This is a genomic window from Marinobacter sp. KM021 (genome assembly GCF_050707965.1).
In the GTDB taxonomy this organism is placed as follows: domain Bacteria; phylum Pseudomonadota; class Gammaproteobacteria; order Pseudomonadales; family Oleiphilaceae; genus Marinobacter; species Marinobacter shengliensis.
Genome location: NZ_CP136129.1, coordinates 3,058,377 through 3,078,517, shown reverse-complemented (window position 1 = coordinate 3,078,517; position 20,141 = coordinate 3,058,377). Strand labels below are relative to the sequence as shown.

Genomic DNA, 20,141 nt, shown 5'->3' with positions numbered 1-20,141 from the left:
GTGTCAACTCATTACGTGTACCGTAATCATGTAGGTGACCGTCTCGAAGCCCCGGTGCGGGTGTGCAGGGAAGCCGGCGATATAGTCCTGGGGCTGGTCGGAGCCAAACTCATCCAGCATCAGGAAAGGGTCCATGCGAATGGCCTGGCTTTGACCCAGTGAGCGTTTGATTTTTACGCCGGCGCCATCAGAGGTGCCCAGGGCGGGAATGATTTGTTTCAGGGAGCGAAGCGTCATGTCGTCCTCCTCTCGTTGATGATGGTTCTATTAAACCGGGGAGAGACGAAGGATGAAAACGCAGAATTCTGGCGGGGCAGATCAAAAAAACTGAAGAAGTTCAGCGGTGGCACGATGCCACCGCTGAACGAGCTTATTCCACGTTGCGGGAATAGAAGATTTCCAGCATTTCGCGGCGCAGTCGGTCTTCGATGGACTGGGCTTCGGCCGGGTCCAGTTCGCCGGCATTCACACCGAACACATAGTTATCCAGGTTAAACTCTTTCAGCATCATCTTGGTGTGGAACAGGTTTTCCTGATACACGTTCACGTCGATCATCTGATAGGCGTTCTGGGTGTCCTCGGTCAGGTAGTTCTGGATCGAGTTGATGTCGTGGTCGATATAGTGCTTGGTGCCATCGACATCACGGGTGAAGCCACGTACCCGGTAGTCCACGGTGACCACATCGGAGTCAAAGCTGTGGATCAGGTAGTTGAGCACTTTCAGGGGCGAGATCAGGCCACAGGTGGACACGTCGATATCGGCGCGGAAGGTGCTGACGCCATCATGAGGGTGGCTTTCCGGGTAGGTGTGAACGGTCACATGGCTCTTGTCCAGGTGCGCTACGATGGTGTCGGGCAGCGGGCCCGGAGATTCTTCGTTGTTGGCTTCGCTGTCGGTGAGTTCATGCTCGGCAATCAGCATGGTCACAGAGGCACCGTGGGGCTCGTAGTCCTGGCGTGCAATATTGAGGATGTTGGCGCCGATGATCTTGACCACGTCAGACAGGATCTGGGTCAAACGCTCGGCGTTGTACATCTCGTCGATATAGTCAATGTAGGCTTCACGTTGCTCTTCGGTCTGCGCGTAACAGATATCGTAGATGTTGAAGCTCAGGGATTTGGTCAGGTTGTTGAAACCGTGCAGCTGGAGTTTGGTTTCCATAATAATTGCTCACCTTTTGCGCAGACCTGCGGAGAAAGTTGCGTATTATGCATACCGTGTGTGTCAATGAATAGTATCTACAATGACATTTTTGGTTACAGTGGCCCCAACGGCGGCATGGGGTGCGCTGGCTACGGAAATCGCTTACTCTGCGGCGCGGATTTCGTGGCTGTGGGTGATCTCGACACCGGCTTTTCCGAGTATGATGGACGCTGAGCAGTATTTTTCAGCAGACAGGCTGACCGCCCGCTCGACCTGCTTCTCTTTGAGGTTGTGGCCGGTAACCACAAAATGCAGGTGTATTTTGGTAAAGACAGCCGGCACGGCATCGGCCCGCTCTGCTTCAAGTTCGGCATGGCAGGCGGTGACGTCTTGCCGACTCTTTTTCAGGATGCTCATCACATCAAAGGCCGAGCAGCCGCCCACGCCCATCAGCAGCATTTCCATGGGGCGTGGCCCGAGGTTTTCGCCGCCGTGATCGGGTGGGCCGTCCAGCTGCACGCTGTGGCCGCTGCCACTGGTAGCCCTGAAACTGGCGTTGCCGGTCCAGTCGACGGTTGCTTTCATCGGGTTCTCCCATGGGTGATGGTTCATGGCCGGATGTGATCAAGGTTGCTCCGGAGCCTGATGGAGGATGCTAGCACAGTCTGATAGTGGCGACAGCTACCCCTTGCGACCAAAGAGGCATTGATCCCAGATACATCTTGTATCCGCTTTCGAGTTGCCGAAAGATGACCTTCTTGTTATAAGTTGCGCTGCAAACAATAAAAATCGCGAAACCCGCAAGGAAATGCGGGGCAGAAAAACATCAGGAATCGCCAGACTCTGAGGAGGCATGTCCCGCACTATGGCTACCATCGTCAAGCCGGTTGAGCAGAAAACCAAACACCTGGATTATTTCCTTTCCCAATGCCACCGTCGGCGTTACCCCGCCAAAAGCACCATTATTTATGCCGGTGACAAAAGCGACTCCCTGTTTTACATCGTCAAAGGTTCCGTCACCGTCATCATTGAAGACGATGATGGCCGCGAGATGATTATGGCCTACCTGAACGCCGGAGACTTTTTCGGCGAAATGGGCCTGTTCGACAACATGGATTCCCGCAGTGCCTGGGTCAAGGCCAAGACCGAGTGTGAGGTGGCGGAGATCAGTTACACCAAGTTCCGTGAGATCGCCCAGCAGGACCCGAGGGTGCTGTATTTCATCGGCGAGCAGATGGCTTCTCGCCTGCGCCAGACTACCCGCAAGGTTGGCGACCTGGCGTTCCTGGATGTGACAGGCCGGGTGGCGCGCACCCTGCTGGACCTGTGCAAGGAGCCCGACGCCATGACCCATCCCGATGGCATGCAGATCAAGATCACTCGCCAGGAGATTGGCCGTATTGTTGGTTGTTCCAGGGAGATGGTGGGCCGCGTCCTGAAAACGCTGGAAGACCAGGGCCTGGTTCGGGTCAAGGGCAAAACCATGGTGGTGTACGGCACCCGCTGAATGATTCCCACCTGGCAACTGCCCAAAAGGCCGCTGAATTTCAGCGGCCTTTTGCGTTGTGGTGGTCGCCCATATCAGCGATGGGCTTCGACAAACTCCCGCACCGACCGTGATACGGCCGCCGGTTCGGTGATGGGCGCCCAGTGCGTGGTGTCCAGTTCCTGCAGGGTCAGCTTGCCGGTCCAGCGGGCCAGGTTCTCGGTGAGTTGGCGGCCCACATAGGCGTCCCGGGTGGGGATGATCACCTGCACCGGGCAGCCTGCCAGTCGCGGTTCTGGTCGCAGCAGCTTGCGGATAAAGTTGGCCCGGTAAAGTTTGACGCCATAGTGGCCGTCGGCTTTCTGGTATTCGCTGAACTGGGCATCGGCAATCTGTTCGTGTTTGCGAAGATACCCGGGCCACAAGCGGTCGAGGCCGGCTTTCCACAGGGTTTCTGGCAGCACCGGTAACTGGAACATGAACACGTACCAGGAGCTGGCCAGCTGCTTCAGGACTTTGGTGGTGCCCCCGGAGCGGGGTGCCATGATCTGGTCCCGCAGCCAGTAGCCCACGTGATCCAGGCAAGGTCCCGAAATGGCGGTGTAGGATCGAATGCGCCCATCCAGGGCTCCGGTGGTCACCGTTTCCCAGCTCTGGATAGAGCCCCAGTCGTGGGCCACCAGGTGGAAGCTGCGACCGGGTATCACCGCGTTGGCGACGGCTTTGAGGTCCTGCGCGAGCCACTTCATTCGATACGCGCTGGTCCTGGCAGGCTTGTCAGAGCGGCCAGCGCCCCGAACGTCGTAGCGGACGACCAGATATTCCTTTTTCAGTTGCTCGGTCACCCTGTCCCAGACACTGTGGTTGTCCGGGTAGCCGTGTACCAATACCAATGGCGTGGCCTGGGGATTACCTTCGACTCTGGCGTACAGGAGCAGGTCACCGCTGGTCACCCAATGTTCTTGTTCGATACTCACGCTGATCATTACCTTGTGGTGGCGTTGAAGTCTGATCAGGTTAGCGGTATCCGGTGGCAGGCTCTGCGGCCAAACAGGCCAGAAACCATGCCGGTGATGTCAGCCTGCCAGGGCCTGGTTTCGGCGGAGGCTTTGCTCACGGCCGGGCAAGCATTGCAGCAGGTGCTGCCAGACCACGTCAGCATTGGTTTCGTTCAGCGTTTCGTGACGCCCGCCCTCAAACAGCCGGAGGGTGACTTGTTGCACGCCGGCCTCCCGAATGGCCTGAAAGTGGCGGCGTATGCCTTTGCCCATTTCGCCCACCGGGTCATCGGTGCCGGCGAACAGGTGAACGGGCAGGTCCGGGCGCCACTGGGCGGGATTGATCGACAGCATACCCTGGATAAAGTCTTGCCATAGCCCGGTGGTGCATTCGAATCCGCACCAGGGGTCGGCCAGGTACAGATCCACCTGATGCGGGTCCCGACTGAGCCAGTCACAGGGCGTGCGGTTGGGTTTGAACATCCGGTTAAATTTGCCAAAAGTCATTCGGGCAATGGTCTTGCTGGCGTGCCGCTTCCCACGCAGCGCACGTATCAGGCGCACCAGTAGCAGCGAGAGCCGAAGTTCAGCTGTGTGGATTCGGTTGGTCGCGCTGAGAATCAGCGTATCCAGGTTCTGGCCGTATTGTTGGGCGTAGCTTTGGGCGATGAACGAGCCCATGCTGTGCCCTAGCAGGGCGACCGGAATGCCCGGCATCTGTTCCCGGGCGCAGTGGACCACCTGGTTCAGGTCGTCCACCACTTTCTGCCAGCCGTCCGAGTCTGCGTAGTGTCCAGGGTGACCACTGCCCGGGCCATGGCCGCGATGGTGATAGCTGATGACCGCCACGCCCTGGTCGGCTAGCCAGGAGGCCAGGGCCGCATAGCGGTCGCCATGTTCGGCCATGCCGTGACTGATGATCAGGCAGCAGTTGGGTGACGGCTCTGGTTCAAACAGGGTCGCGTTGATCTGATGGTTGTCAGGGGTTGTCAGTAGCAGGGTCTGTTTGCGCATGGTCCTGGCCGGGTTCCTTTGCGGCCGGGCGTTGCCACTCCGGCGGTTTCCACAGGTGTTTGAGTCGAGACAATAGTCCGCCTGGCTGCTGCATGTCGCGGAACAGGTCCACGTATTCGTGGGTCCAGAGCACAATCAGGTTATTTGAGGCCACCGGGCGGGTGATGCCGTACTCGGGCGGGTCCTTGGCATCTTCGTCCACGAAGGTGCCAAACAGTCGATCCCAGATGATCAGCGTGCCGCCATAGTTACGATCGATATAACCGGGATTGCGGCCGTGATGCACCCGGTGATGGCTTGGGGTATTAAATACAGCTTCGAACCAGCCGGGCAGCCTCTTTACCAGCGTGGTATGGATAAAAAACTGGTAGACCAGGGAAAACGCATAGGCCACGCCAATCCAGACAGGATTGAAACCGACCAGTGCCAGCGGCAGATAGAACATCCACATGCCGTTGAAAATATTGGTGGCGTTCTGGCGCATCGCGGTTGAGAAGTTCATCCGCTCTGACGAGTGGTGCACTACGTGGGCGGCCCAGAACCAGCGCATCCGGTGACTGGCCCGGTGCATCCAGTAAAAACAGAAGTCGACACCCAGGAAGGTCAGAAAGGCAGTGAGCCCGTTGAGCTCGAGGTCGAACAGTCGGAAGTGATAACACAGGGCATAAACCGGAAAAGCGATGATGCCTGCGAACAGCAGCTCTGTGGTCTGGTAGCCAGCGCCCAGGGCGAAATTCCGGACCGCCTCGCGGGTATCCATCAGCGCCGGGTCGTGGCGGATTTTCAGGTATTCCCACAGGGTAACGCCGACGAAAATCGGTGTGGCTACCACAAAAATAAGCTGGCGCTCATCCAGTGCCAGCCAAGGGGCTACGGTTTGCCAGAGTGCCAGCAGGCCGCTGTTTTCCAGCACCGCCTTCATCATGTCTATCAGTGCCATTAAGGAACCCGGTGTTGTTCTTGTTCAGGGTCTATCTTGGCACAATTACCGCCAAACACGTTGTCCTATTACGTCAGCGCAAGTGGCGGTTTCCGACACACGAACACCGTCAGCGATGCTTCTGGTACAGGGCTTCGATCGGCTCGAGTTTGGGGCGCCACTCTTCCAGCCAGCGTTGTACCGGTTTGGGAATACGGGCGGGCTTTGGCCAGGGCACCGGATACTGGGGCGGTTGGAATAGCGGCGCCAGCAGGGCTGCAGCGGCCAGATCTGCCCGGCTGAACCGGTCGCCCACCAGGTAGGGCCGCTGGCGGTAGATGTCGGTCAGTTCCGTGACCAGCTGCTCCAGGGTCTGTTGCGCCGCATCTGCCGTTTTCTGGTTGATCTTCATCCACTTGCGCATGATCTCATCCACCCGGCTGAAGGCCAGGCTGAGCAGAATCCGGTTATAGAACGGGGTGCCGGCGGCGAGCAAAGGAACCACCACTTTGGGCCGTTGCAGAAAGTAGTGATAGACCCAGGTGCGAATCGCTGGCCCAACTTGTTCATCCAGCTTTCTTTCCCATTCCAGGGCCTGTTCACGAAGTACTGGGTCTTCCGGTGTCAGAGGGTTGTCGGGGAACATCTGGTCCAGATAATCCACGATCTGCGCTGAGCCCTGAATGATCTGGCCGTCATGGTCCAGCACCGGCACCGAGGAATCCGCCCTGGTCATTTGTGTGATGGTTCGCGCGTGTTGGCCCGGGAGCAGGTTGATCGGCTTGTAGTTGACGCCTTTGTAGTCCAGTGCCCAGCGGGCTTTCTCCGAATAGTGGGAAATACAGAACTGGTAGAGCTTGACAGTCATGGGTGTGCTCCCGGTGTTTTGATGACGCAAGATTAACGCTTCTGTCAGCGATTTCCCACCAGGCGAGGCGTAGACTGTGAGGGTTGTTCCATAAATTTCAGGGGGTTATATGATTCTTGCAAAGAATATCCTCGCTATGTTGTTGGTCACCGGGTCGTTATGGGGGTGTTCCCTGTCCCAGGAACGGGCGACGGGAAAAACTATGAACCTGGCAGGGAGTCAGTGGCAGGTCGAGGAAATTGACGGCGACCCGGTGGCAGAAGGCAGTGATGTCACCATCGCCTTTACTGACGAAGGGCGGGTTTCCGGAAGTGCCTCCTGCAACCGCTACCAGGGGGGCTGGGATGCCAATGGCACCCAGCTTGAACTCTCTCGCATGGCGGCCACCCGCATGGCGTGCCCTGAACCTCTGATGCAGCAGGAAAACCGGTTTCTGAAGCTGCTGGGGGATGTACAGCATTATCAGTTCGAGGCTGACGGCCGATTGGTGCTTGAAACGGCCGATGGAACAAAAATGACTGCGGTACCACAGTCCAGCGGTCGGGAGTAATCCGCTCCGCTGGTTGTCTGAGACACGTCGACGGTTGTTTTCCAGGGTCCAAGGTTCTCGTGTCCGCAATGATGGTTAATCGGGCCGGGAATCTCTAAACTAGCGACCTGTAGTGTGGAACAACAGAGGATGTGTTCATGTTTTTGCGACGAGTATTGCCGTTGTCCGTCGTGGCGCTGACGGGCCTCACCCTGGCAGCCTGTGCCTCCCATCCACAAACCGAGGGCTTGTCCGATTTTGGCCAATATCGCTGCGGTCAGCTGGATGTCCGGATGACCAGCTCCGAAGGCAGTGATCTGGTGGGGCTGGAGTACCTGAACAAGCGGGTACTTCTGAAGCCGACAGTGGCTGCCTCCGGTGCGCTCTACAAGGCGCCGGGCGACCCGGATACCAGTTTCTGGGGCAAGGGTGAGCGGGGCACACTGACATTGCGCGGGCAGGTCTACCCCGAGTGCCTGGAACCGGGGGCCATCGAAAGTTCGTTTCGTGCCATCGGTACCGAGCCCTTCTGGTCGGTGCAGATTGAGCAGAACCAGATGACCCTGAGCCGTCCTTACGATCAGCAGCTCAGCGAGCAGATTGTGCTGAATGAAACATTGGCCAACCGGCACGGGCGAACCTACGAGGCACGGTTCGACGGTCAGGCAATGGAATTCCGTATAGCCCACCAGCTGTGCGAGGACGACATGGCTGGGGCCCAGTATCCGGCGCAGGTTCGGTTGACCCTGGACGGTGAAACTTTTATGGGCTGCGGTGGTGACCGGGAGCGCTTGTTCCGCGGTGCGGAATGGGTTGTTGAGGATCTTGCCGGCAGCGGAATCATCGACCGGTCCCGGATCACGATCGAGTTTCTTGACGAGGGCCGGGTTGCGGGCCGGGCCTCTTGTAACCGCTATTCCGGTGGTTTTGAATTGACCGGAGAAGGCCTGAGCTTTACGCCGCCGGCCACCACACTGATGGCCTGCGCGCCGGCATTGATGAACCAGGAACAGCGGTTTCTTGACCTGATGTCAGAGGTGGTCGATGGCCGAATTGGCCGCCATGGCGAGCTGCTGTTGCGGACCGCGTCCGGTGACACGATTACCGCCTATAAGTCCGGGTCAGAGAGCCTGTAAGCCGACAGGATGGCGGCGAGCCTGCCATTGGCCGTCAGCCGGGCGAGGCCGCTGTCCAACAGGTTTGCCAGTTCGGCTGCGTCAGGGTTTTCCGGCGGGAAGGCAATAAACAGGGGGGCCTCGTAGGCCAGCCCCGCGTTTCTGGGGGCGGCAATGGACGTGTTTTGAGCCAGGAACCAGGACATCACGGCGCTGTCTTCAACAAACACGTCGGTGCGTTCGCGTTCCAGAAGCTGGAGCGCTCGGGCCAGCGGTGCCGGGCCAGACAGAATCCAGATCCGCTCGGGATCATCCGAGTATTCGCTGATATAGCGATCAAGTTCCGGGGAGTAGGAATATCCGTTAATCACCAGCAAGGTCTTGCCCTGAAGGGTGTCAATGCCATCGTACACCCATTGGCTTTGCGGGTGGGTGTACAGGGTGATTCGGGCTTCGCCAAGGCTGGTCTCGGGGAAGATGAAGTCCGGTGCATCGCCTTTCAGCGCGCCAACCACTCCGTCAATCAGTTGCTCCCGCGCCAGCTGCAGCGAGCGTGCCCAGCCGAAATTCTGGTAATCGAATTCGTAGCCCGCCTCCGCGAAGATCTCCCTGGCAATATCCACCATGTAGCCCTCCTGCAGCGCGCCCGCCAGGCAATTGTGGGGGCACCATGGGTCCGCGGCGAGTATCACGCGCCGAATGGCGGCACCGGCGGCTGTCGCCTGCTCGGGAGCGGCACTGGAAAGGTCGGCCTGGTTCGGAGCGTCGGTTTCTGGTGAATCCGTTGGCGCCTGGTCAGAACAGGCCGAGAGCAGGAAAAACGCAGAGAGCAACAGGGTTCTGAACATGGAAAGTTAAACCGCCATCAGTATCGGGGCAGATACTTTAATCATATCGCTTCCTGAATAGTTTGTATTGCATATTTGGGGCTGTAACGCTGTCAATCTATTGCAGCATTCCGCAGGTAAACTCCGGGGCTCAGCGACCAGAGATTGCACCATGACCGAACTACGGGCACTGACTCCCCACAGCGTCATTCCGGCTGAGCAGGCCAGCCGGGATCGCCATCAAAAACGACTGCTCAGAACCTTCCTGCCGGAGCTGGTACAACTGGAGCGACAGTTGGCTGAAGCACCGGATTTCGTCAGCACGCAGGTCGCTGGCCGAGTGGTTGTTGGCCCCATGGGGTTGCCGATCTATCGGGTGGATCTTGGCACGCCCGCGACGGATGTGCCGGTGGTATTGATTGTGGGCGGGGTGCATGGGCTGGAACGTATTGGCAGCCAGGTGGTGATGGCCTGGCTGGATTCCCTGTTGGCTCGCCTGGGTTGGGACCAGCATCTCAACGCCCTGCTTGAGAAAGTCCACATTACCCTGTTACCGATCATGAACCCCGGTGGCATGTATCTGAACCAGCGCAGCAATCCCAGCGGAGTGGATCTGATGCGCAACGCGCCCATTACCGCGCAGGATGGCAGTGCCTTTTTACTGGGCGGCCAGCAATGGTCGTCTCGACTACCCTGGTATCGGGGCCGGCCAGAGCAGGGGATGGAAGTGGAAAATCAGGCGCTGGAAGCGGTGATTCAGGACCTGTTGCCAAACCGACCGTTCAGTCTGGCACTGGATTGCCATTCCGGTTTTGGCTGGCAGGACCAGATCTGGTTTCCTTATGCCTATCGCCGCCGCCCGATGCGACGTATTGATTCGGTTATGGCGCTTAAACTGATCTGGGAGCAGGCCTACCCCAATCACAACTACCGGTTTGAGCCCCAGTCTGCCCACTACCTGACCCATGGCGATCTGTGGGACTATTTCTACAAACAGGTAAACCGGGAAAACAGTGGTGTGTTTCTACCCCTGACCCTGGAAATGGGGTCTTGGCGCTGGATACGCAAACGCCCACGGCAACTGTTCCGGCTGGATGGATTTTTCAACCCGCTGGTGCCACACCGGCATCAGCGCGTACTGCGCAGCCATCTGACCTGGATGGACTTTCTGATCAGTGCGGCGGCCAGTCACCTGAACTGGTTGCCCACCGGTGAGCAGCAGTCCATGCTGAGAGAAGCGGCCATCATGCACTGGTACAGGGATACCCGATGATATGCACTGGATACTGCTCAGGGGTTTGACGCGTGAACACGCTCACTGGGGCCCCTTTGTCGAGCAATTGCGGACGGCAATGCCGAATGATCAGGTGCATCTGGTGGATCTGCCCGGTACCGGTATTCACTATCGGGACGACAGCCCCGGCACCATTGCCGGTATCCGTCAGAAGGTGCTTGAGCAGGTTGGTCATATCCCGCGCCCGTTCTCCATCGTGGCGTTGTCCATGGGCGGAATGGTGGCGCTGGATTGGGCGCAGCATGCTGAGCCCGGTGAACTGCAGCATCTGGTTCTGATCAACACCAGTTCAGGCTTCAGCCCGCCCTGGCGCAGGATGCGGCCGGGCATCTGGCCCCGGGTACTTCGATTGCTGGCCAGGCGGGAGCTGTTCCACCGGGAGCGGGATATCCTTGAGCTGACCTCCAACCGCGAGGTGCCGTTGTCTCTCTGCAAAGCCTGGTACAGCATTCAGCGTCAGCGCCCGGTGTCGTTCCACAATGCGATACGGCAGTTGGCAGCAGCAGCCCGCTATAAGCCTCAAACCAGGGCACCGATGGCTGATGCCTTGCTGTTGGCCAGCAAAGGGGACCGGATTGTGCACTGGCAGTGCAGTGCGGAGCTGGAAAAGCGCTGGTGCTGGACCCTGAAACTGCATCCGGATGCGGGTCACGACCTGCCCCTGGACGAGCCAGCCTGGGTTATCCGGCAGATTCGGGAATGGTTGCCGGGCCAGTAGCAGTTGCTTGACGCAACCGTTTTTTCCGTTCACTCTCAAGGCCTTGATGTCAGATCAACGGAGCCAATAACAATATGAAAATCTTTGAGACCAAGTCTGCCCCCAATCCTCGTCGCGTGCGCATATTCATGGCGGAGAAGGGCCTTCTGGACAAGGCCGAGTTTGTACAGGTGGATATCGAAAAAGGCGAGAACCTGACACCGGAATACGTAGCCCGCAACCCGATGAAGAAAGTGCCGGTCATGGAATTGGACGATGGCACCTGTATTGCGGAAACCATGGCCATTTGCCGTTACTTTGAAGAAGCCTATCCGGACACGCCAAAACTGCTGGGGCAAACCCCGGTCGAAAAAGCGCTGGTGGAGCAATGGCTGCGCTGGCTGGAATTCTATTTCTTCATGCCCACCGGTATGTGCTTCCAGCACACCACCGGATACTTCAAGGACCGGATGAACCCGATCAAAGAGTGGGGCGAGGAATGCGGGAAGGGTGTTGAGAAATTCATGCACTTCCTGGACAAGCATCTGGACGGCAAAGAGTACATCTGCTGCGACCGCTTTACCGCCGCAGACATCAATGCCTTCACCACCATCGCCTTTGCCCGGGTGGTGAATATCCGCATCAAGCCGGAACAGGCCAACCTGCAAGCCTGGTATGACCGGATCAAGGCCCGGCCCTCCGCCCAGGTATGAACCAACTGTAAAGGTAATCATGAGCCAGAAACTGGATTGCACCCTGAGCGCCATTGATCAAGCTAACCTGGCCGATCCGAATCGGGAGTTGTTAGAGGGAGAAACACTGCCCAGGGAATATGCCTACAGCCTGCACATGACGCGTTGGCTGTTCGCGCTGGAACCCGCGCCTTCCGAGCGTATGCAGATTGCCTGCCGGGCCCAGCATATCGAGCGCTGGACCATGCCCCGAAGTGATTACGGGGAGGGCCGGCAAAATTACTACCAGTGGCGCCAGGCCTGTGGCCGCATGCATGGCCGGCGGGCCGCGGAGATCATGGCCGAATGTGGCTACCCGCCGGAGGAATGCGAACGGGTGGAGCTGATTCTGACCAAGCGCAAGCTGCGGGAGGATGAAGACACCCAATTGCTGGAAGACGTGGCGTGCATGGTGTTTCTGGAACGCTATTTTGCGCAGTTCTTTGAGGAAAAGCCGGACTACGACAAAGAGAAGTGGCTGCGCATCGTGCGCAGAACCTGGGGCAAGATGACACCCCGGGGTCACGAGGCGGCCCTGAATTTGGCCGGCAAACTGCCAGACCACCTTCAGTCACTGCTAAAGGAGGCGCTGGCCGAATGACGCCATCTGCGGGTGCGGTTCAGAACCTGATAGCCTGGCTTGCTTCCATCTGCTCACCCTCCTGATCCTGCCAGACCAGCTTCAGTTCGCCTTCTTCTTCCGGCGTCAGCTGGAACTGGAGGTAGGGGTTGGCGGAGGTGCCCGTGAAAAAGCGGGCGGTCAGTACCGGCTCGTCGTTCAGGGTGGCGGTCAGCGATTCAACCAGCTGCTGTTCAATGCTGTCATCGGCCTGGCCATCCGGCCGCAGTCCGGTTTCCATTGGATGATTGATCAGCGACCTGACCGTCACCGGCCGGCTCTTGCGAACACTGCCGGCCAGCGCCAGGCGTGGATTGGCCATGGCAATGGCAGACGCATCACCGCCGCCCACCAGGCAGCCACTGACCGTCACTCTTACATCCCGGGTTGTGAGAAAGGCGCGATCCTGGTTGGTGATGGCCAGCGCCACCACTTGCTGGGTTTCGCTCAGGCGAATTCGGGTGGCAATGTTGGCGGGTGAAGCCAGCGCGCTCAGGGTAATGTCGGCCACCTCGGGGCGGGGATTGCCGGGGGCAAACAGGCGGACCTTTTCGATGTGTTCGCCCTCTTCAAGGCGGCCGGTAAACGACAGGGATAGCGCAACGCTGCTGCCGTCTTCTGCGACCAGCGGAAGTTCCAGCGTCAGGCCCTCCAGTTCCGGGACCCGATTGTCGAGTGCCTGGGTCACGGCTTCTACCCTTTGCCATCGCTGATCCGCGGTGGCGGTACTCATAACGAACATCAGGGCAAGAGCGGCGAGCAGGGAGCGGAATATCATGACGACCTCGAATCAAACAGAACCATTGGCCGTGGGCTCAGTGGCTGGCAGAACTGCCGACACTGAAGCGCAGCGCCAAGCGTGAGCCTGCTACTATACCGGCAAGGGCCAGAAAACTGGAAATTGCCAGGGTGGAAAATCCACTGAGGCCCTGGCCCAGTGTGCAGCCTATCGACATAATGCCGCCCACGCCCATCAGGAAACCACCAATAATGGCACGGCCGTTGTGGCCCGGGCTGGTGAAGCTTTGCCAGACGAACTCCCGGGTGAGCAGCGCCACCAGAAAGCTGCCCGCCACAATGCCCGCCACCACGGTAACCCCGAAGCGCAGTGATGTGCCGGTGGAGAGCATCAGGTACTGCAGGCTGTCGCCAACCGGTGCGACAAAGGTGAGAGACGCCAGCCGAACCGGGTCAAAGTCGTCTGCGCCCAGCACCCCGGTGATCCACCAGCCGGCGGCAACCAGAAGCCCGATCAGCAGCCCACCCAGCCAGTCCCGGGGCGAGGTTCGGAATGCCCGGGAAGACAGCGCCCAGGCAGTCAGCGCCAGAGAAAGCAGGCCCGCCAGAACCAGGCGACCGGTCTCTGTGTCGAGCCCCAGGGGCGCCGTCACAAGGGTTAGATCGGTGGCAGGAAGGGTAGGGCGGTACAGATCTTCCATCCATAACCGGAATTCAGCCAGCACGCCGGACATGGTCATATAGGCAGCAATGCCAAGAACCAGCAGCACCAGTAACGAGCGCAGATTGCCAGTGCCCAGCAACACCAGCGAGCGGGCGCCACAGGCGTTGGCCAGGGCCATGCCATAGCCAAACAGCAGGCCGCCAACAAGCAGGGCGACCACTGGTAAACTGGTCGGGTGGTAAGGTGTGCGGGTGAGGTTGATGCCTGCCTGCCAGGCCAGCCACTGGCTGCTGACCAGCGCGACCGCCATGGCCAGGGCGAAGGCCCTTAGCCGGCGGCTGTCGTTCTGCTGCCAGCGATTAAACAGGCCCCGCAACAGGCAGAACCGGCTCCACTGGGCGATCATGCCGTATACCACGCCGAGCAGGGCGCCGGCCCAGAGCACGGCGCTCAGGTGGTTTGCAAACAGGTTGCCCATCGTCCCGGCCTAGCGGCGCGTGCCCCAGGTGTCCTGGGTGATGGCGCTGTACCAGCCCGACGCGTAATCGGCTTCCAGTTTGCGGAAGGTGGCATTGGCATCGCTGGGGCTGACACCGCCGGACGACTCGTGAATCAGGCCTTCCTGAATCCGGTACACCGCAGCCACGGAAATGCCGTATTCCGGGTTGATCAGGCTGTAACAGGTGTTTGCCCAGGACGGCTCCAGCGGCCGCTGACCTTCCAGGGCGGCAATAATGGCCGCGGCGGCCACCTTGCCCTGGGCGTTGGCGGCAAAGCCGGACTTCGGCATCGGGGCGGCAATGGTGGCGTCGCCCACCACGTAGATATCTTTTACCTGGGTGGATTCGAAGGTAACCGGGTCCACCGGCACCCAGCCGGATTCGTTGGTTACGCCCGCCCGGTCAGCAATAAAGCCGGCCTTCTGGGGTGGCACCACGTTCAGCACCGAGGCCTTGTGAATGGTGCCGAATTCGGTTTCCACTTCCCGCTTGCCGGCATCAACACGAACCACCTTGCCGTCGCCAGACAGCCCGACCCACTCAATGCGGTCGCCGTGCACGTCTTTCCAACCCTGCATGAACAGGCCCTGCTTGGAGAAGTTGTCCTTGGCATCCAGGATCAGCACCTTTGAGCGGGGTTTGTGCTGGCTCAGGTAATGGGCTACCAGGCTGGCGCGCTCATAGGGCCCTGGCGGACACCGGAACGGGTTGGCGGGGGCGGTCAGTACGAACACTCCACCATCATCCATGGCTTCGATCTGGCGACGCAGCAATCGGGTCTGGTCGCCAGCCTTCCAGGCATGGGGCGCCTGTTCTGCAGCAGCCTGGTCATAGCCTTCGATGGCGTTCCAGCGGATATCAATGCCCGGTGATAACAGCAGTTTCTCATAACGGATACTGCTGCCATCGCCGAGGCTGACCGTGCGGGAAACCGGGTCAACATCCTGGGCGGTGGTGTGTACTACCCGGACACCCAGCTCACGCAGCTCGTTGTAGTTGTGGCTGATGCTGTCCATGGTGCGCATGCCCGCCAGTACCAGATTCGAGAACGGGCAGGTGTAGAACACCTTGTTGGGTTCAACCAGGGTAACGTCCAGATCCGGTGCGTTTCGCTTCAGGTACTTGGCGGCGGTGGCGCCGCCAAAGCCGCCGCCCACCACCACGACCCGTGCAGACAGATCTTTGTTGGCGGGCCCGCCAAGGCTGCTGCAGGCGCCCAGCAGAGGCAAGGCAGAGGCCGCGCCCATCAACTTGAGCAGATCACGACGGGACGAGTTCAGGCCCTGATTCTTGATGTTTGATTTGGTCATGGTCTCGATTCTTCTGTCGTGGTGATAATCAGCGCTGCTGGGCGGAGCCGATGCGCGAGAAATACTGGGCCAGGGCTTTCAGCTCGTCATCGGAATAGCCTTTGGCAATCCGCGGCATGACGGTGGCCCGGGTGGAGTCGCTGTGCTTGAACTCCATCAGCTGGTTTTCAAGCGCCGTGGCGGGCCGGTTGGCGATGGCCGGGATAACGCCGGCCAGCTTGCCATCGGTACCGTGGCAGTTGGCGCAGGAAGCGGCGAGCAGCGCGGTTTGCGCGGCGTTTGCCTGGTCGTCAGCCAGCGCCGGCAAGGCCGGCAGCAGCAACGCAAAGGTCAGAGCGAATCTTGTTTTCATGGAGTGGTCTGCCCGGATTAACTGGATGATAGAACAGCTAATTTACTGGGCCAGACCTCGGGTAGGCCAATAATATGGCGGTATATGATATTCGCTTTGGTTATTAGAATTCCTGGTTATTTCGGGTTCTCGGGAATAAGTCTCAACGTTGGTAGTCGTGTGATTGATAAATGATAATCAACTGCATATGATAAGGTGAATTGATAAGTTAAGGTTGCCCGGTAATGTCCTCTGGTACCCAGTCCCGCCCAAGAATCCTGATTGTTGAAGACGACCAGACCCTGAGCGATCAGCTATCAGGGCTGCTGACCAGCAAGGGGTATCAGGTTCAACAGTGCTTTGAGGGCGACCAGGCCCTGCTTGACGCGCTCAGCCTGCGGCTGGACCTGATCCTGCTGGATGTGTTGTTGCCCAGGATGAACGGGTTTGATGTCCTGGAGCGCCTGCGAAAGACCCGCCAGACGCCGGTCATGATGTTGACCGCCTGTGGCGCGGAGGAGGAGCGTATCCTGGGTTACCAGCAGGGTGCGGACGATTATCTGCCCAAGCCGTTCAGCTTTACCGAATTGCTGCTCAGGATCGAAGCACTGCTCCGGCGCACCCTCAAGGCAGGCGACCAGCGTGCCGACCCCACGGAACTGGTGGTTGGTAATCTGACGCTCAATCGCGCAAGTCTTTCGGTGGTTTGCAACGGCGAGGCAATTTGCCTGACGCCCATCCAGTTTCGACTGCTTTGGATGCTGGTTCTGCACCAGTCGGAGACTCTCAGCAAACCCTATCTGTACCAGGTGGTGCTGGAAAAGGAGTTCAGCCGTTACGACCGGAGTCTGGATATGCATTTGAGCCGGGTGCGCCGCAAGCTGGTTGAGGCCGGCATGGCGGCGGACCGCCTGCAGACTGTCCATGGCCGGGGGTACTGTTTTCTGTGAGCCGCAAACTCTGGTGGCGCCTTTGCGGCACCCTGGCCCTGGGTACGCTAGTGCTGGTCTGGGTGATCTCCTTTCTGGGGGCCACCACCGAACAGCAGATGAGTTTTATCGCCAAGCACCATCAGGACACTCTGAAGCAATGGGGGCGAACGGCCGAGCGGCTATACCTATCCGGCGATGAACGGGCGCTGGCAGACTGGCTGGAGAACCTTCAGGTGCAGGAGGATACCTGGGCGGCGGTGGTGCGGTCGTCGGTGCAGCCCCTGGCTGGAAGTGAGTTGTCCGGGCAGTTTATGGAAGGCTTTCGTCTTGGCCGGAACGTAGAGTGGAAAATCCATCTCTACTTCGCGGACAACCCGATCATGGACATGACCTTTGCCGATGGCCATACCCATTTTCTGATTACCCTGCCGCAACGGATGCGCCCGGGCACCTACCTGCCGGAGATGAAGCTGTTCCTGAAAGTGGCCTTGCCGTTAGTGGTGCTGTTGGTGCTGTCACTGGTCATTTACCGGCATGTGATGAATCCCATCCGGCAATTGGAACTGGCTACCCGTCAGTTCAGTGAAGGTAATCTGGGAACCCGGGTGCGTGCCCTGCTGGGCAATCGTAACGATGAACTCACCGCCCTGGCAGATACCTTTGACCGTATGGCGGAGCGTATTGGCGATCTGATCCTGTCCCAGCGCCGTCTGATTGCTGACCTCTCTCACGAGTTGCGAACCCCGTTGACCCGGATCGATATGGCCGTCAGTTGCGTTGAGGAAGGCATTGATACTCATCATTTCCTGCCGCGTATCCGGCGGGAGTGTGATCTGATGCGGGCGTTGGTGGAAGATACCCTGACCCTGGCCTGGCTCGAGAACGAACAGCCGGACCTGGGCAACGAAGACCTGAACCTGACCGACCTTGTGGACACCATCGTTGAGGATGCCCGCTACGAGAACCCCAGCCGCGGGATTGTGACCGAATTGCCTGATCAGGCCATGCTGGCGGGGAGCAGTCACCGGGCCATAGCCCAGGCGGTTGAGAATGTCGTGCGCAATGCCTGTCACTACACCCCGGCGGAGGGCTGTATCCGGATCGTGCTGGAGCCCCAGGACAACGGATACCGGCTGTCGGTCAGCGACCAGGGGCCGGGCGTGCCGGCCGAGCAGCTTGAGCTGATCTTCAAGCCATTCTTTCGGGCCTCCCGCACGGGTCAGTCCGGGCCTGGCGGGCATGGACTGGGGCTATCCCTGGCTCGTCGTCAGGTTGAGGCCATTGGTGGCTGGATTCAGGCCCGGAATCGGCCCGGCCGGGGGCTTCAAATGGATCTGTGGTTTCCTGCGTCACGTTTGTAACAAATGTAAAAGTCGTTCACTTCCTCGATTTTCTAATCGAGAATGCGCCCCAAATAGGAATCATTTTCAGTATTGGAGCGCAGTACCCATGGCAAATCTAGGAACTGAATCTCGAGTGGGTGGTTTTCGTCGCAACGCCTTGTGGCTTGCCCTGGCCGCATCCCCCCTGGCCCATGCAGACCCGGTGTCCCTGGAGGCGATACAGGTGACCGCTGAGCGGGAAGCTGCCAGCGACATCGTCATTGACCGGCAGAACCTGGATCGTTACCAGGCGGATGATCTGAACGATGTGTTTGCCGGGCGCCCGGATGTCAATGTGGGTGGTTCGAACAGCATTGCCCAGAAAGTCTATGTGCGGGGCTTTGAGGATCCCCTGCTGAACGTGTCGGTGGATGGCGCCACCCAGGCCGGGGCGCTGTTTCATCATTCCGGTCGTCTGTCGGTGGAGCCTGAGCTGCTCAAGCAGGTTGAGGTCAACGCCGGTGCCGGTCGGGCCACGGATGGTGCGGGTGCCCTGGGTGGTTCAATCCGTTTCGTGACCCGGGATCCGGAAGACCTGTTGCGACCGGGAGAAAACGCTGGCGCCCTGGTCAAGCTGGGTTCTTTCTCCAACACCGACGGCTACAAGGCAAGCGGAACAGCCTTTGGCCGGCTGAGCGATAACTGGAGCACCCTGGTGTCTGTCAGCCAGAGTGATCACGAGCCCTTCAAGGATGGGAATGGTGAGCGTGTTGCCGGCAGCGATGCCCGCCAACAGCTCGGCTTTGCCAAACTGGTAGGCCAGTTGCCGGCTGATCAGACCCTGAAACTCAGTCACGAAGTCCGCACCGACAAGGGCGAACGGCCGCAGCGCCCACAGTGGATCGTTAGTGGTTTCAATCGCCTGTACGACCTTGATGGCCGCCGGGATACCACCACACTGAATTACGGATATGCACCCTCCGGCAATGCCCTGGTGGATCTGGAAGCAACCGTTTACCACACCGAATCCGACATCGAGCAGAACGTTGAGGACCGCTGGGGTCGCTACTTCGGTTTCAGCAAGAACACCGGCGGCGACCTACGCAATACCAGCCGTTTCGGCGAGCACAGCCTCACCTACGGCGTGGACTATCGGGAAGACAAGGTCAATGCCGGCTACGAGGACGACAAGAAGGCCGAACAGCAGACCGGTGAAGTGCTGGGTATCTACCTCCAGGGTGATGTATGGCTCACTAGCCGTCTGCTGTTCAGTGCCGGTGCCCGCTATGATGACTACCGGCTCAAGGACAACAATGACCAGCGCTTCAGTGAGGATGAGGTCAGTCCGAACGCCAACCTGGCCTGGGAGGTGGTCGACGGTTTGACCCTGAAGGCCGGCTATGCCGAGGCATTTCGTGGGCCCACCACCCAGGACTCCTTCAAACTGGAAGGCTCGGAAAACGATCCCGACCTGAAGGGGGAAAAGGCCCGCAATACCGAAGTTGGTTTCGACTACCGCTATGACCGCTTCCGCCTGTCTGCGGAGGTGTACCGTTCCGAGATCAAGGATGCGATTGCCGACCCGCTGCTGCCTTTCCGGGAGTCCATCTATAAGAACATCGGTGACCTGGAGTCCGATGGCTACCTGATTTCAACCGGTTACCAGTGGCAGGCGCTGTCCGCCGGGCTCAGTTTCCACAGCAACGATGCCGAAGTGGATGGCCAGCCGTTGACCGTTTACGAGCATAACCTGCTTGGCAACACCATGGGCGACACCTGGATTGCTGATTTGGCCTACCGCTGGGACCGCAACCTGGAGTTTGGCTGGCAGGGCCGGTTCGTCAAGGGTATTGATGGCCTGGAAACCTCTGTGGGTACCATCGACAAGCCCGGCTACGGCGTACACGACGTGTTTGTTCACTGGCTGCCTACCGGCAGTGAAGATCTGAGACTGACCCTCACGGTCAAGAATGTGGGTGACAAGCAGTACCTGGATCATGCCAGTAACGCCGATTACCAGCATATCGAGGACTACGAAGGCATTGTTGGTATGCCTGAACCCGGTCGTGACATTCGCCTTGGCCTGGCCATGCGGTTCTGAGG

Annotated in this window: 21 protein-coding genes and 1 pseudogene; 10 read left to right on the top strand and 12 right to left on the bottom strand. The window is 59.1% G+C overall.

Annotated features, from left to right (window positions below):
• Positions 1 to 9: 9 nt before the first annotated feature.
• From RVM24_RS14520 to RVM24_RS14510, 3 genes and pseudogenes are all read right to left on the bottom strand, one after another.
• Positions 10 to 237: pseudogene (locus RVM24_RS14520) on the bottom strand (pirin family protein); the annotation flags it as partial.
• A gap of 133 nt (positions 238 to 370) precedes the next feature.
• A complete protein-coding gene (gene speD, locus RVM24_RS14515; protein ID WP_061330812.1) occupies positions 371 to 1,162 on the bottom strand; it encodes an adenosylmethionine decarboxylase in 792 nt (263 codons plus the stop codon).
• A gap of 144 nt (positions 1,163 to 1,306) precedes the next feature.
• The gene (locus RVM24_RS14510; protein WP_374787444.1) at positions 1,307 to 1,729 is read right to left on the bottom strand and encodes an OsmC family protein; all 423 of its coding nucleotides are present in this window, start codon (positions 1,727 to 1,729) and stop codon (positions 1,307 to 1,309) included.
• A 280-nt stretch (positions 1,730 to 2,009) separates the two neighbouring features.
• On the opposite strand from RVM24_RS14510, the gene crp reads away from it, so the two are divergent.
• A complete protein-coding gene (gene crp, locus RVM24_RS14505) occupies positions 2,010 to 2,651 on the top strand; it encodes a cAMP-activated global transcriptional regulator CRP (RefSeq protein WP_007153756.1) in 642 nt (213 codons plus the stop codon).
• 74 nt (positions 2,652 to 2,725) lie between these two features.
• On the opposite strand, the gene RVM24_RS14500 is transcribed toward crp, so the two are convergent.
• From RVM24_RS14500 to RVM24_RS14485, 4 genes are all read right to left on the bottom strand, one after another.
• Positions 2,726 to 3,616 (bottom strand): alpha/beta fold hydrolase, encoded by an 891-nt coding sequence (locus tag RVM24_RS14500; RefSeq protein WP_374787443.1) that lies wholly within the window; start codon positions 3,614 to 3,616, stop codon positions 2,726 to 2,728.
• A gap of 90 nt (positions 3,617 to 3,706) precedes the next feature.
• Positions 3,707 to 4,642: an alpha/beta fold hydrolase gene (locus RVM24_RS14495; protein WP_374787442.1), complete on the bottom strand. Its 936-nt coding sequence runs from the start codon at positions 4,640 to 4,642 to the stop codon at positions 3,707 to 3,709.
• Complete coding sequence (locus RVM24_RS14490) at positions 4,608 to 5,582, bottom strand: sterol desaturase family protein (RefSeq protein ID WP_286252152.1); 975 nt, start codon at positions 5,580 to 5,582, stop codon at positions 4,608 to 4,610. The genes RVM24_RS14495 and RVM24_RS14490 overlap by 35 nt, the downstream gene beginning before the upstream one ends.
• Positions 5,583 to 5,691: 109 nt before the next feature.
• Positions 5,692 to 6,429, bottom strand: coding sequence for a glutathione S-transferase family protein (locus RVM24_RS14485; protein WP_374787441.1), 738 nt, complete (start codon positions 6,427 to 6,429; stop codon positions 5,692 to 5,694).
• Between the two features lie 202 nt (positions 6,430 to 6,631).
• Here RVM24_RS14485 and RVM24_RS14480 point away from each other — a divergent pair, with 202 nt between their 5' ends.
• Positions 6,632 to 6,979 (top strand): META domain-containing protein, encoded by a 348-nt coding sequence (locus tag RVM24_RS14480; protein WP_374787440.1) that lies wholly within the window; start codon positions 6,632 to 6,634, stop codon positions 6,977 to 6,979.
• Between the two features lie 137 nt (positions 6,980 to 7,116).
• Positions 7,117 to 8,094: an META domain-containing protein gene (locus tag RVM24_RS14475; RefSeq protein ID WP_374787439.1), complete on the top strand. Its 978-nt coding sequence runs from the start codon at positions 7,117 to 7,119 to the stop codon at positions 8,092 to 8,094.
• On the opposite strand, the gene RVM24_RS14470 is transcribed toward RVM24_RS14475, so the two are convergent.
• Entirely contained in the window at positions 8,067 to 8,921 is an 855-nt protein-coding gene (locus tag RVM24_RS14470; protein ID WP_374787438.1) for a substrate-binding periplasmic protein, read from the bottom strand. The genes RVM24_RS14475 and RVM24_RS14470 overlap by 28 nt on opposite strands.
• Before the next feature lie 151 nt (positions 8,922 to 9,072).
• On the opposite strand from RVM24_RS14470, the gene RVM24_RS14465 reads away from it, so the two are divergent.
• The 4 genes from RVM24_RS14465 to RVM24_RS14450 all read left to right on the top strand — a co-directional run bounded on the left by RVM24_RS14465 (position 9,073) and on the right by RVM24_RS14450 (position 12,223).
• The gene (locus RVM24_RS14465; protein WP_138435896.1) at positions 9,073 to 10,173 is read left to right on the top strand and encodes a M14 family zinc carboxypeptidase; all 1,101 of its coding nucleotides are present in this window, start codon (positions 9,073 to 9,075) and stop codon (positions 10,171 to 10,173) included.
• Between the two features lies 1 nt (position 10,174).
• The gene (locus tag RVM24_RS14460) at positions 10,175 to 10,912 is read left to right on the top strand and encodes an alpha/beta fold hydrolase (RefSeq protein WP_286252144.1); all 738 of its coding nucleotides are present in this window, start codon (positions 10,175 to 10,177) and stop codon (positions 10,910 to 10,912) included.
• Between the two features lie 74 nt (positions 10,913 to 10,986).
• A complete protein-coding gene (locus RVM24_RS14455; protein WP_138435894.1) occupies positions 10,987 to 11,604 on the top strand; it encodes a glutathione S-transferase family protein in 618 nt (205 codons plus the stop codon).
• A gap of 19 nt (positions 11,605 to 11,623) precedes the next feature.
• Complete coding sequence (locus RVM24_RS14450) at positions 11,624 to 12,223, top strand: DUF4202 domain-containing protein (protein WP_374787437.1); 600 nt, start codon at positions 11,624 to 11,626, stop codon at positions 12,221 to 12,223.
• Positions 12,224 to 12,242: 19 nt separating this feature from the next.
• Here RVM24_RS14450 and soxZ read toward each other — a convergent pair whose 3' ends face one another.
• Genes soxZ through RVM24_RS14430 form a run of 4 tightly spaced genes read right to left on the bottom strand, consistent with a single transcriptional unit; the run spans position 12,243 to position 15,805 of the window.
• Positions 12,243 to 13,019: a thiosulfate oxidation carrier complex protein SoxZ gene (soxZ, locus tag RVM24_RS14445; RefSeq protein ID WP_374787436.1), complete on the bottom strand. Its 777-nt coding sequence runs from the start codon at positions 13,017 to 13,019 to the stop codon at positions 12,243 to 12,245.
• Positions 13,020 to 13,056: 37 nt separating this feature from the next.
• On the bottom strand, positions 13,057 to 14,121 hold the full coding sequence (locus RVM24_RS14440; protein WP_374787435.1) for a YeeE/YedE family protein: 1,065 nt from the start codon (positions 14,119 to 14,121) through the stop codon (positions 13,057 to 13,059).
• A gap of 9 nt (positions 14,122 to 14,130) precedes the next feature.
• Positions 14,131 to 15,453, bottom strand: a complete 1,323-nt coding sequence (locus RVM24_RS14435) for an FCSD flavin-binding domain-containing protein (protein WP_374787434.1) — start codon at positions 15,451 to 15,453, stop codon at positions 14,131 to 14,133.
• Positions 15,454 to 15,481: 28 nt separating this feature from the next.
• Complete coding sequence (locus RVM24_RS14430) at positions 15,482 to 15,805, bottom strand: c-type cytochrome (protein WP_058091478.1); 324 nt, start codon at positions 15,803 to 15,805, stop codon at positions 15,482 to 15,484.
• Positions 15,806 to 16,029: 224 nt separating this feature from the next.
• Between RVM24_RS14430 and RVM24_RS14425 the strand changes: the two genes are divergently transcribed.
• From RVM24_RS14425 to RVM24_RS14415, 3 genes are all read left to right on the top strand, one after another.
• Positions 16,030 to 16,734 (top strand): response regulator transcription factor, encoded by a 705-nt coding sequence (locus RVM24_RS14425; protein WP_106693949.1) that lies wholly within the window; start codon positions 16,030 to 16,032, stop codon positions 16,732 to 16,734.
• On the top strand, positions 16,731 to 18,077 hold the full coding sequence (locus tag RVM24_RS14420; RefSeq protein ID WP_374787433.1) for a histidine kinase sensor domain-containing protein: 1,347 nt from the start codon (positions 16,731 to 16,733) through the stop codon (positions 18,075 to 18,077). The genes RVM24_RS14425 and RVM24_RS14420 overlap by 4 nt, the downstream gene beginning before the upstream one ends.
• A gap of 88 nt (positions 18,078 to 18,165) precedes the next feature.
• Entirely contained in the window at positions 18,166 to 20,139 is a 1,974-nt protein-coding gene (locus tag RVM24_RS14415) for a TonB-dependent receptor domain-containing protein (RefSeq protein WP_374787432.1), read from the top strand.
• Positions 20,140 to 20,141: the final 2 nt, after the last annotated feature.

What these genes read in the sequence shown, in the direction of transcription:
- speD (WP_061330812.1), bottom strand. Translation starts at nt 1,162, where the DNA reads ATGGAAACCAAACTCCAGCTGCACGGTTTCAACAACCTGACCAAATCC.
- RVM24_RS14510 (WP_374787444.1), bottom strand. Translation starts at nt 1,729, where the DNA reads ATGAAAGCAACCGTCGACTGGACCGGCAACGCCAGTTTCAGGGCTACC.
- crp (WP_007153756.1), top strand. Translation starts at nt 2,010, where the DNA reads ATGGCTACCATCGTCAAGCCGGTTGAGCAGAAAACCAAACACCTGGAT.
- RVM24_RS14500 (WP_374787443.1), bottom strand. Translation starts at nt 3,616, where the DNA reads ATGATCAGCGTGAGTATCGAACAAGAACATTGGGTGACCAGCGGTGAC.
- RVM24_RS14495 (WP_374787442.1), bottom strand. Translation starts at nt 4,642, where the DNA reads ATGCGCAAACAGACCCTGCTACTGACAACCCCTGACAACCATCAGATC.
- RVM24_RS14490 (WP_286252152.1), bottom strand. Translation starts at nt 5,582, where the DNA reads ATGGCACTGATAGACATGATGAAGGCGGTGCTGGAAAACAGCGGCCTG.
- RVM24_RS14485 (WP_374787441.1), bottom strand. Translation starts at nt 6,429, where the DNA reads ATGACTGTCAAGCTCTACCAGTTCTGTATTTCCCACTATTCGGAGAAA.
- RVM24_RS14480 (WP_374787440.1), top strand. Translation starts at nt 6,632, where the DNA reads ATGAACCTGGCAGGGAGTCAGTGGCAGGTCGAGGAAATTGACGGCGAC.
- RVM24_RS14475 (WP_374787439.1), top strand. Translation starts at nt 7,117, where the DNA reads ATGTTTTTGCGACGAGTATTGCCGTTGTCCGTCGTGGCGCTGACGGGC.
- RVM24_RS14470 (WP_374787438.1), bottom strand. Translation starts at nt 8,921, where the DNA reads ATGTTCAGAACCCTGTTGCTCTCTGCGTTTTTCCTGCTCTCGGCCTGT.
- RVM24_RS14465 (WP_138435896.1), top strand. Translation starts at nt 9,073, where the DNA reads ATGACCGAACTACGGGCACTGACTCCCCACAGCGTCATTCCGGCTGAG.
- RVM24_RS14460 (WP_286252144.1), top strand. Translation starts at nt 10,175, where the DNA reads ATGCACTGGATACTGCTCAGGGGTTTGACGCGTGAACACGCTCACTGG.
- RVM24_RS14455 (WP_138435894.1), top strand. Translation starts at nt 10,987, where the DNA reads ATGAAAATCTTTGAGACCAAGTCTGCCCCCAATCCTCGTCGCGTGCGC.
- RVM24_RS14450 (WP_374787437.1), top strand. Translation starts at nt 11,624, where the DNA reads ATGAGCCAGAAACTGGATTGCACCCTGAGCGCCATTGATCAAGCTAAC.
- soxZ (WP_374787436.1), bottom strand. Translation starts at nt 13,019, where the DNA reads ATGATATTCCGCTCCCTGCTCGCCGCTCTTGCCCTGATGTTCGTTATG.
- RVM24_RS14440 (WP_374787435.1), bottom strand. Translation starts at nt 14,121, where the DNA reads ATGGGCAACCTGTTTGCAAACCACCTGAGCGCCGTGCTCTGGGCCGGC.
- RVM24_RS14435 (WP_374787434.1), bottom strand. Translation starts at nt 15,453, where the DNA reads ATGACCAAATCAAACATCAAGAATCAGGGCCTGAACTCGTCCCGTCGT.
- RVM24_RS14430 (WP_058091478.1), bottom strand. Translation starts at nt 15,805, where the DNA reads ATGAAAACAAGATTCGCTCTGACCTTTGCGTTGCTGCTGCCGGCCTTG.
- RVM24_RS14425 (WP_106693949.1), top strand. Translation starts at nt 16,030, where the DNA reads ATGTCCTCTGGTACCCAGTCCCGCCCAAGAATCCTGATTGTTGAAGAC.
- RVM24_RS14415 (WP_374787432.1), top strand. Translation starts at nt 18,166, where the DNA reads ATGGCAAATCTAGGAACTGAATCTCGAGTGGGTGGTTTTCGTCGCAAC.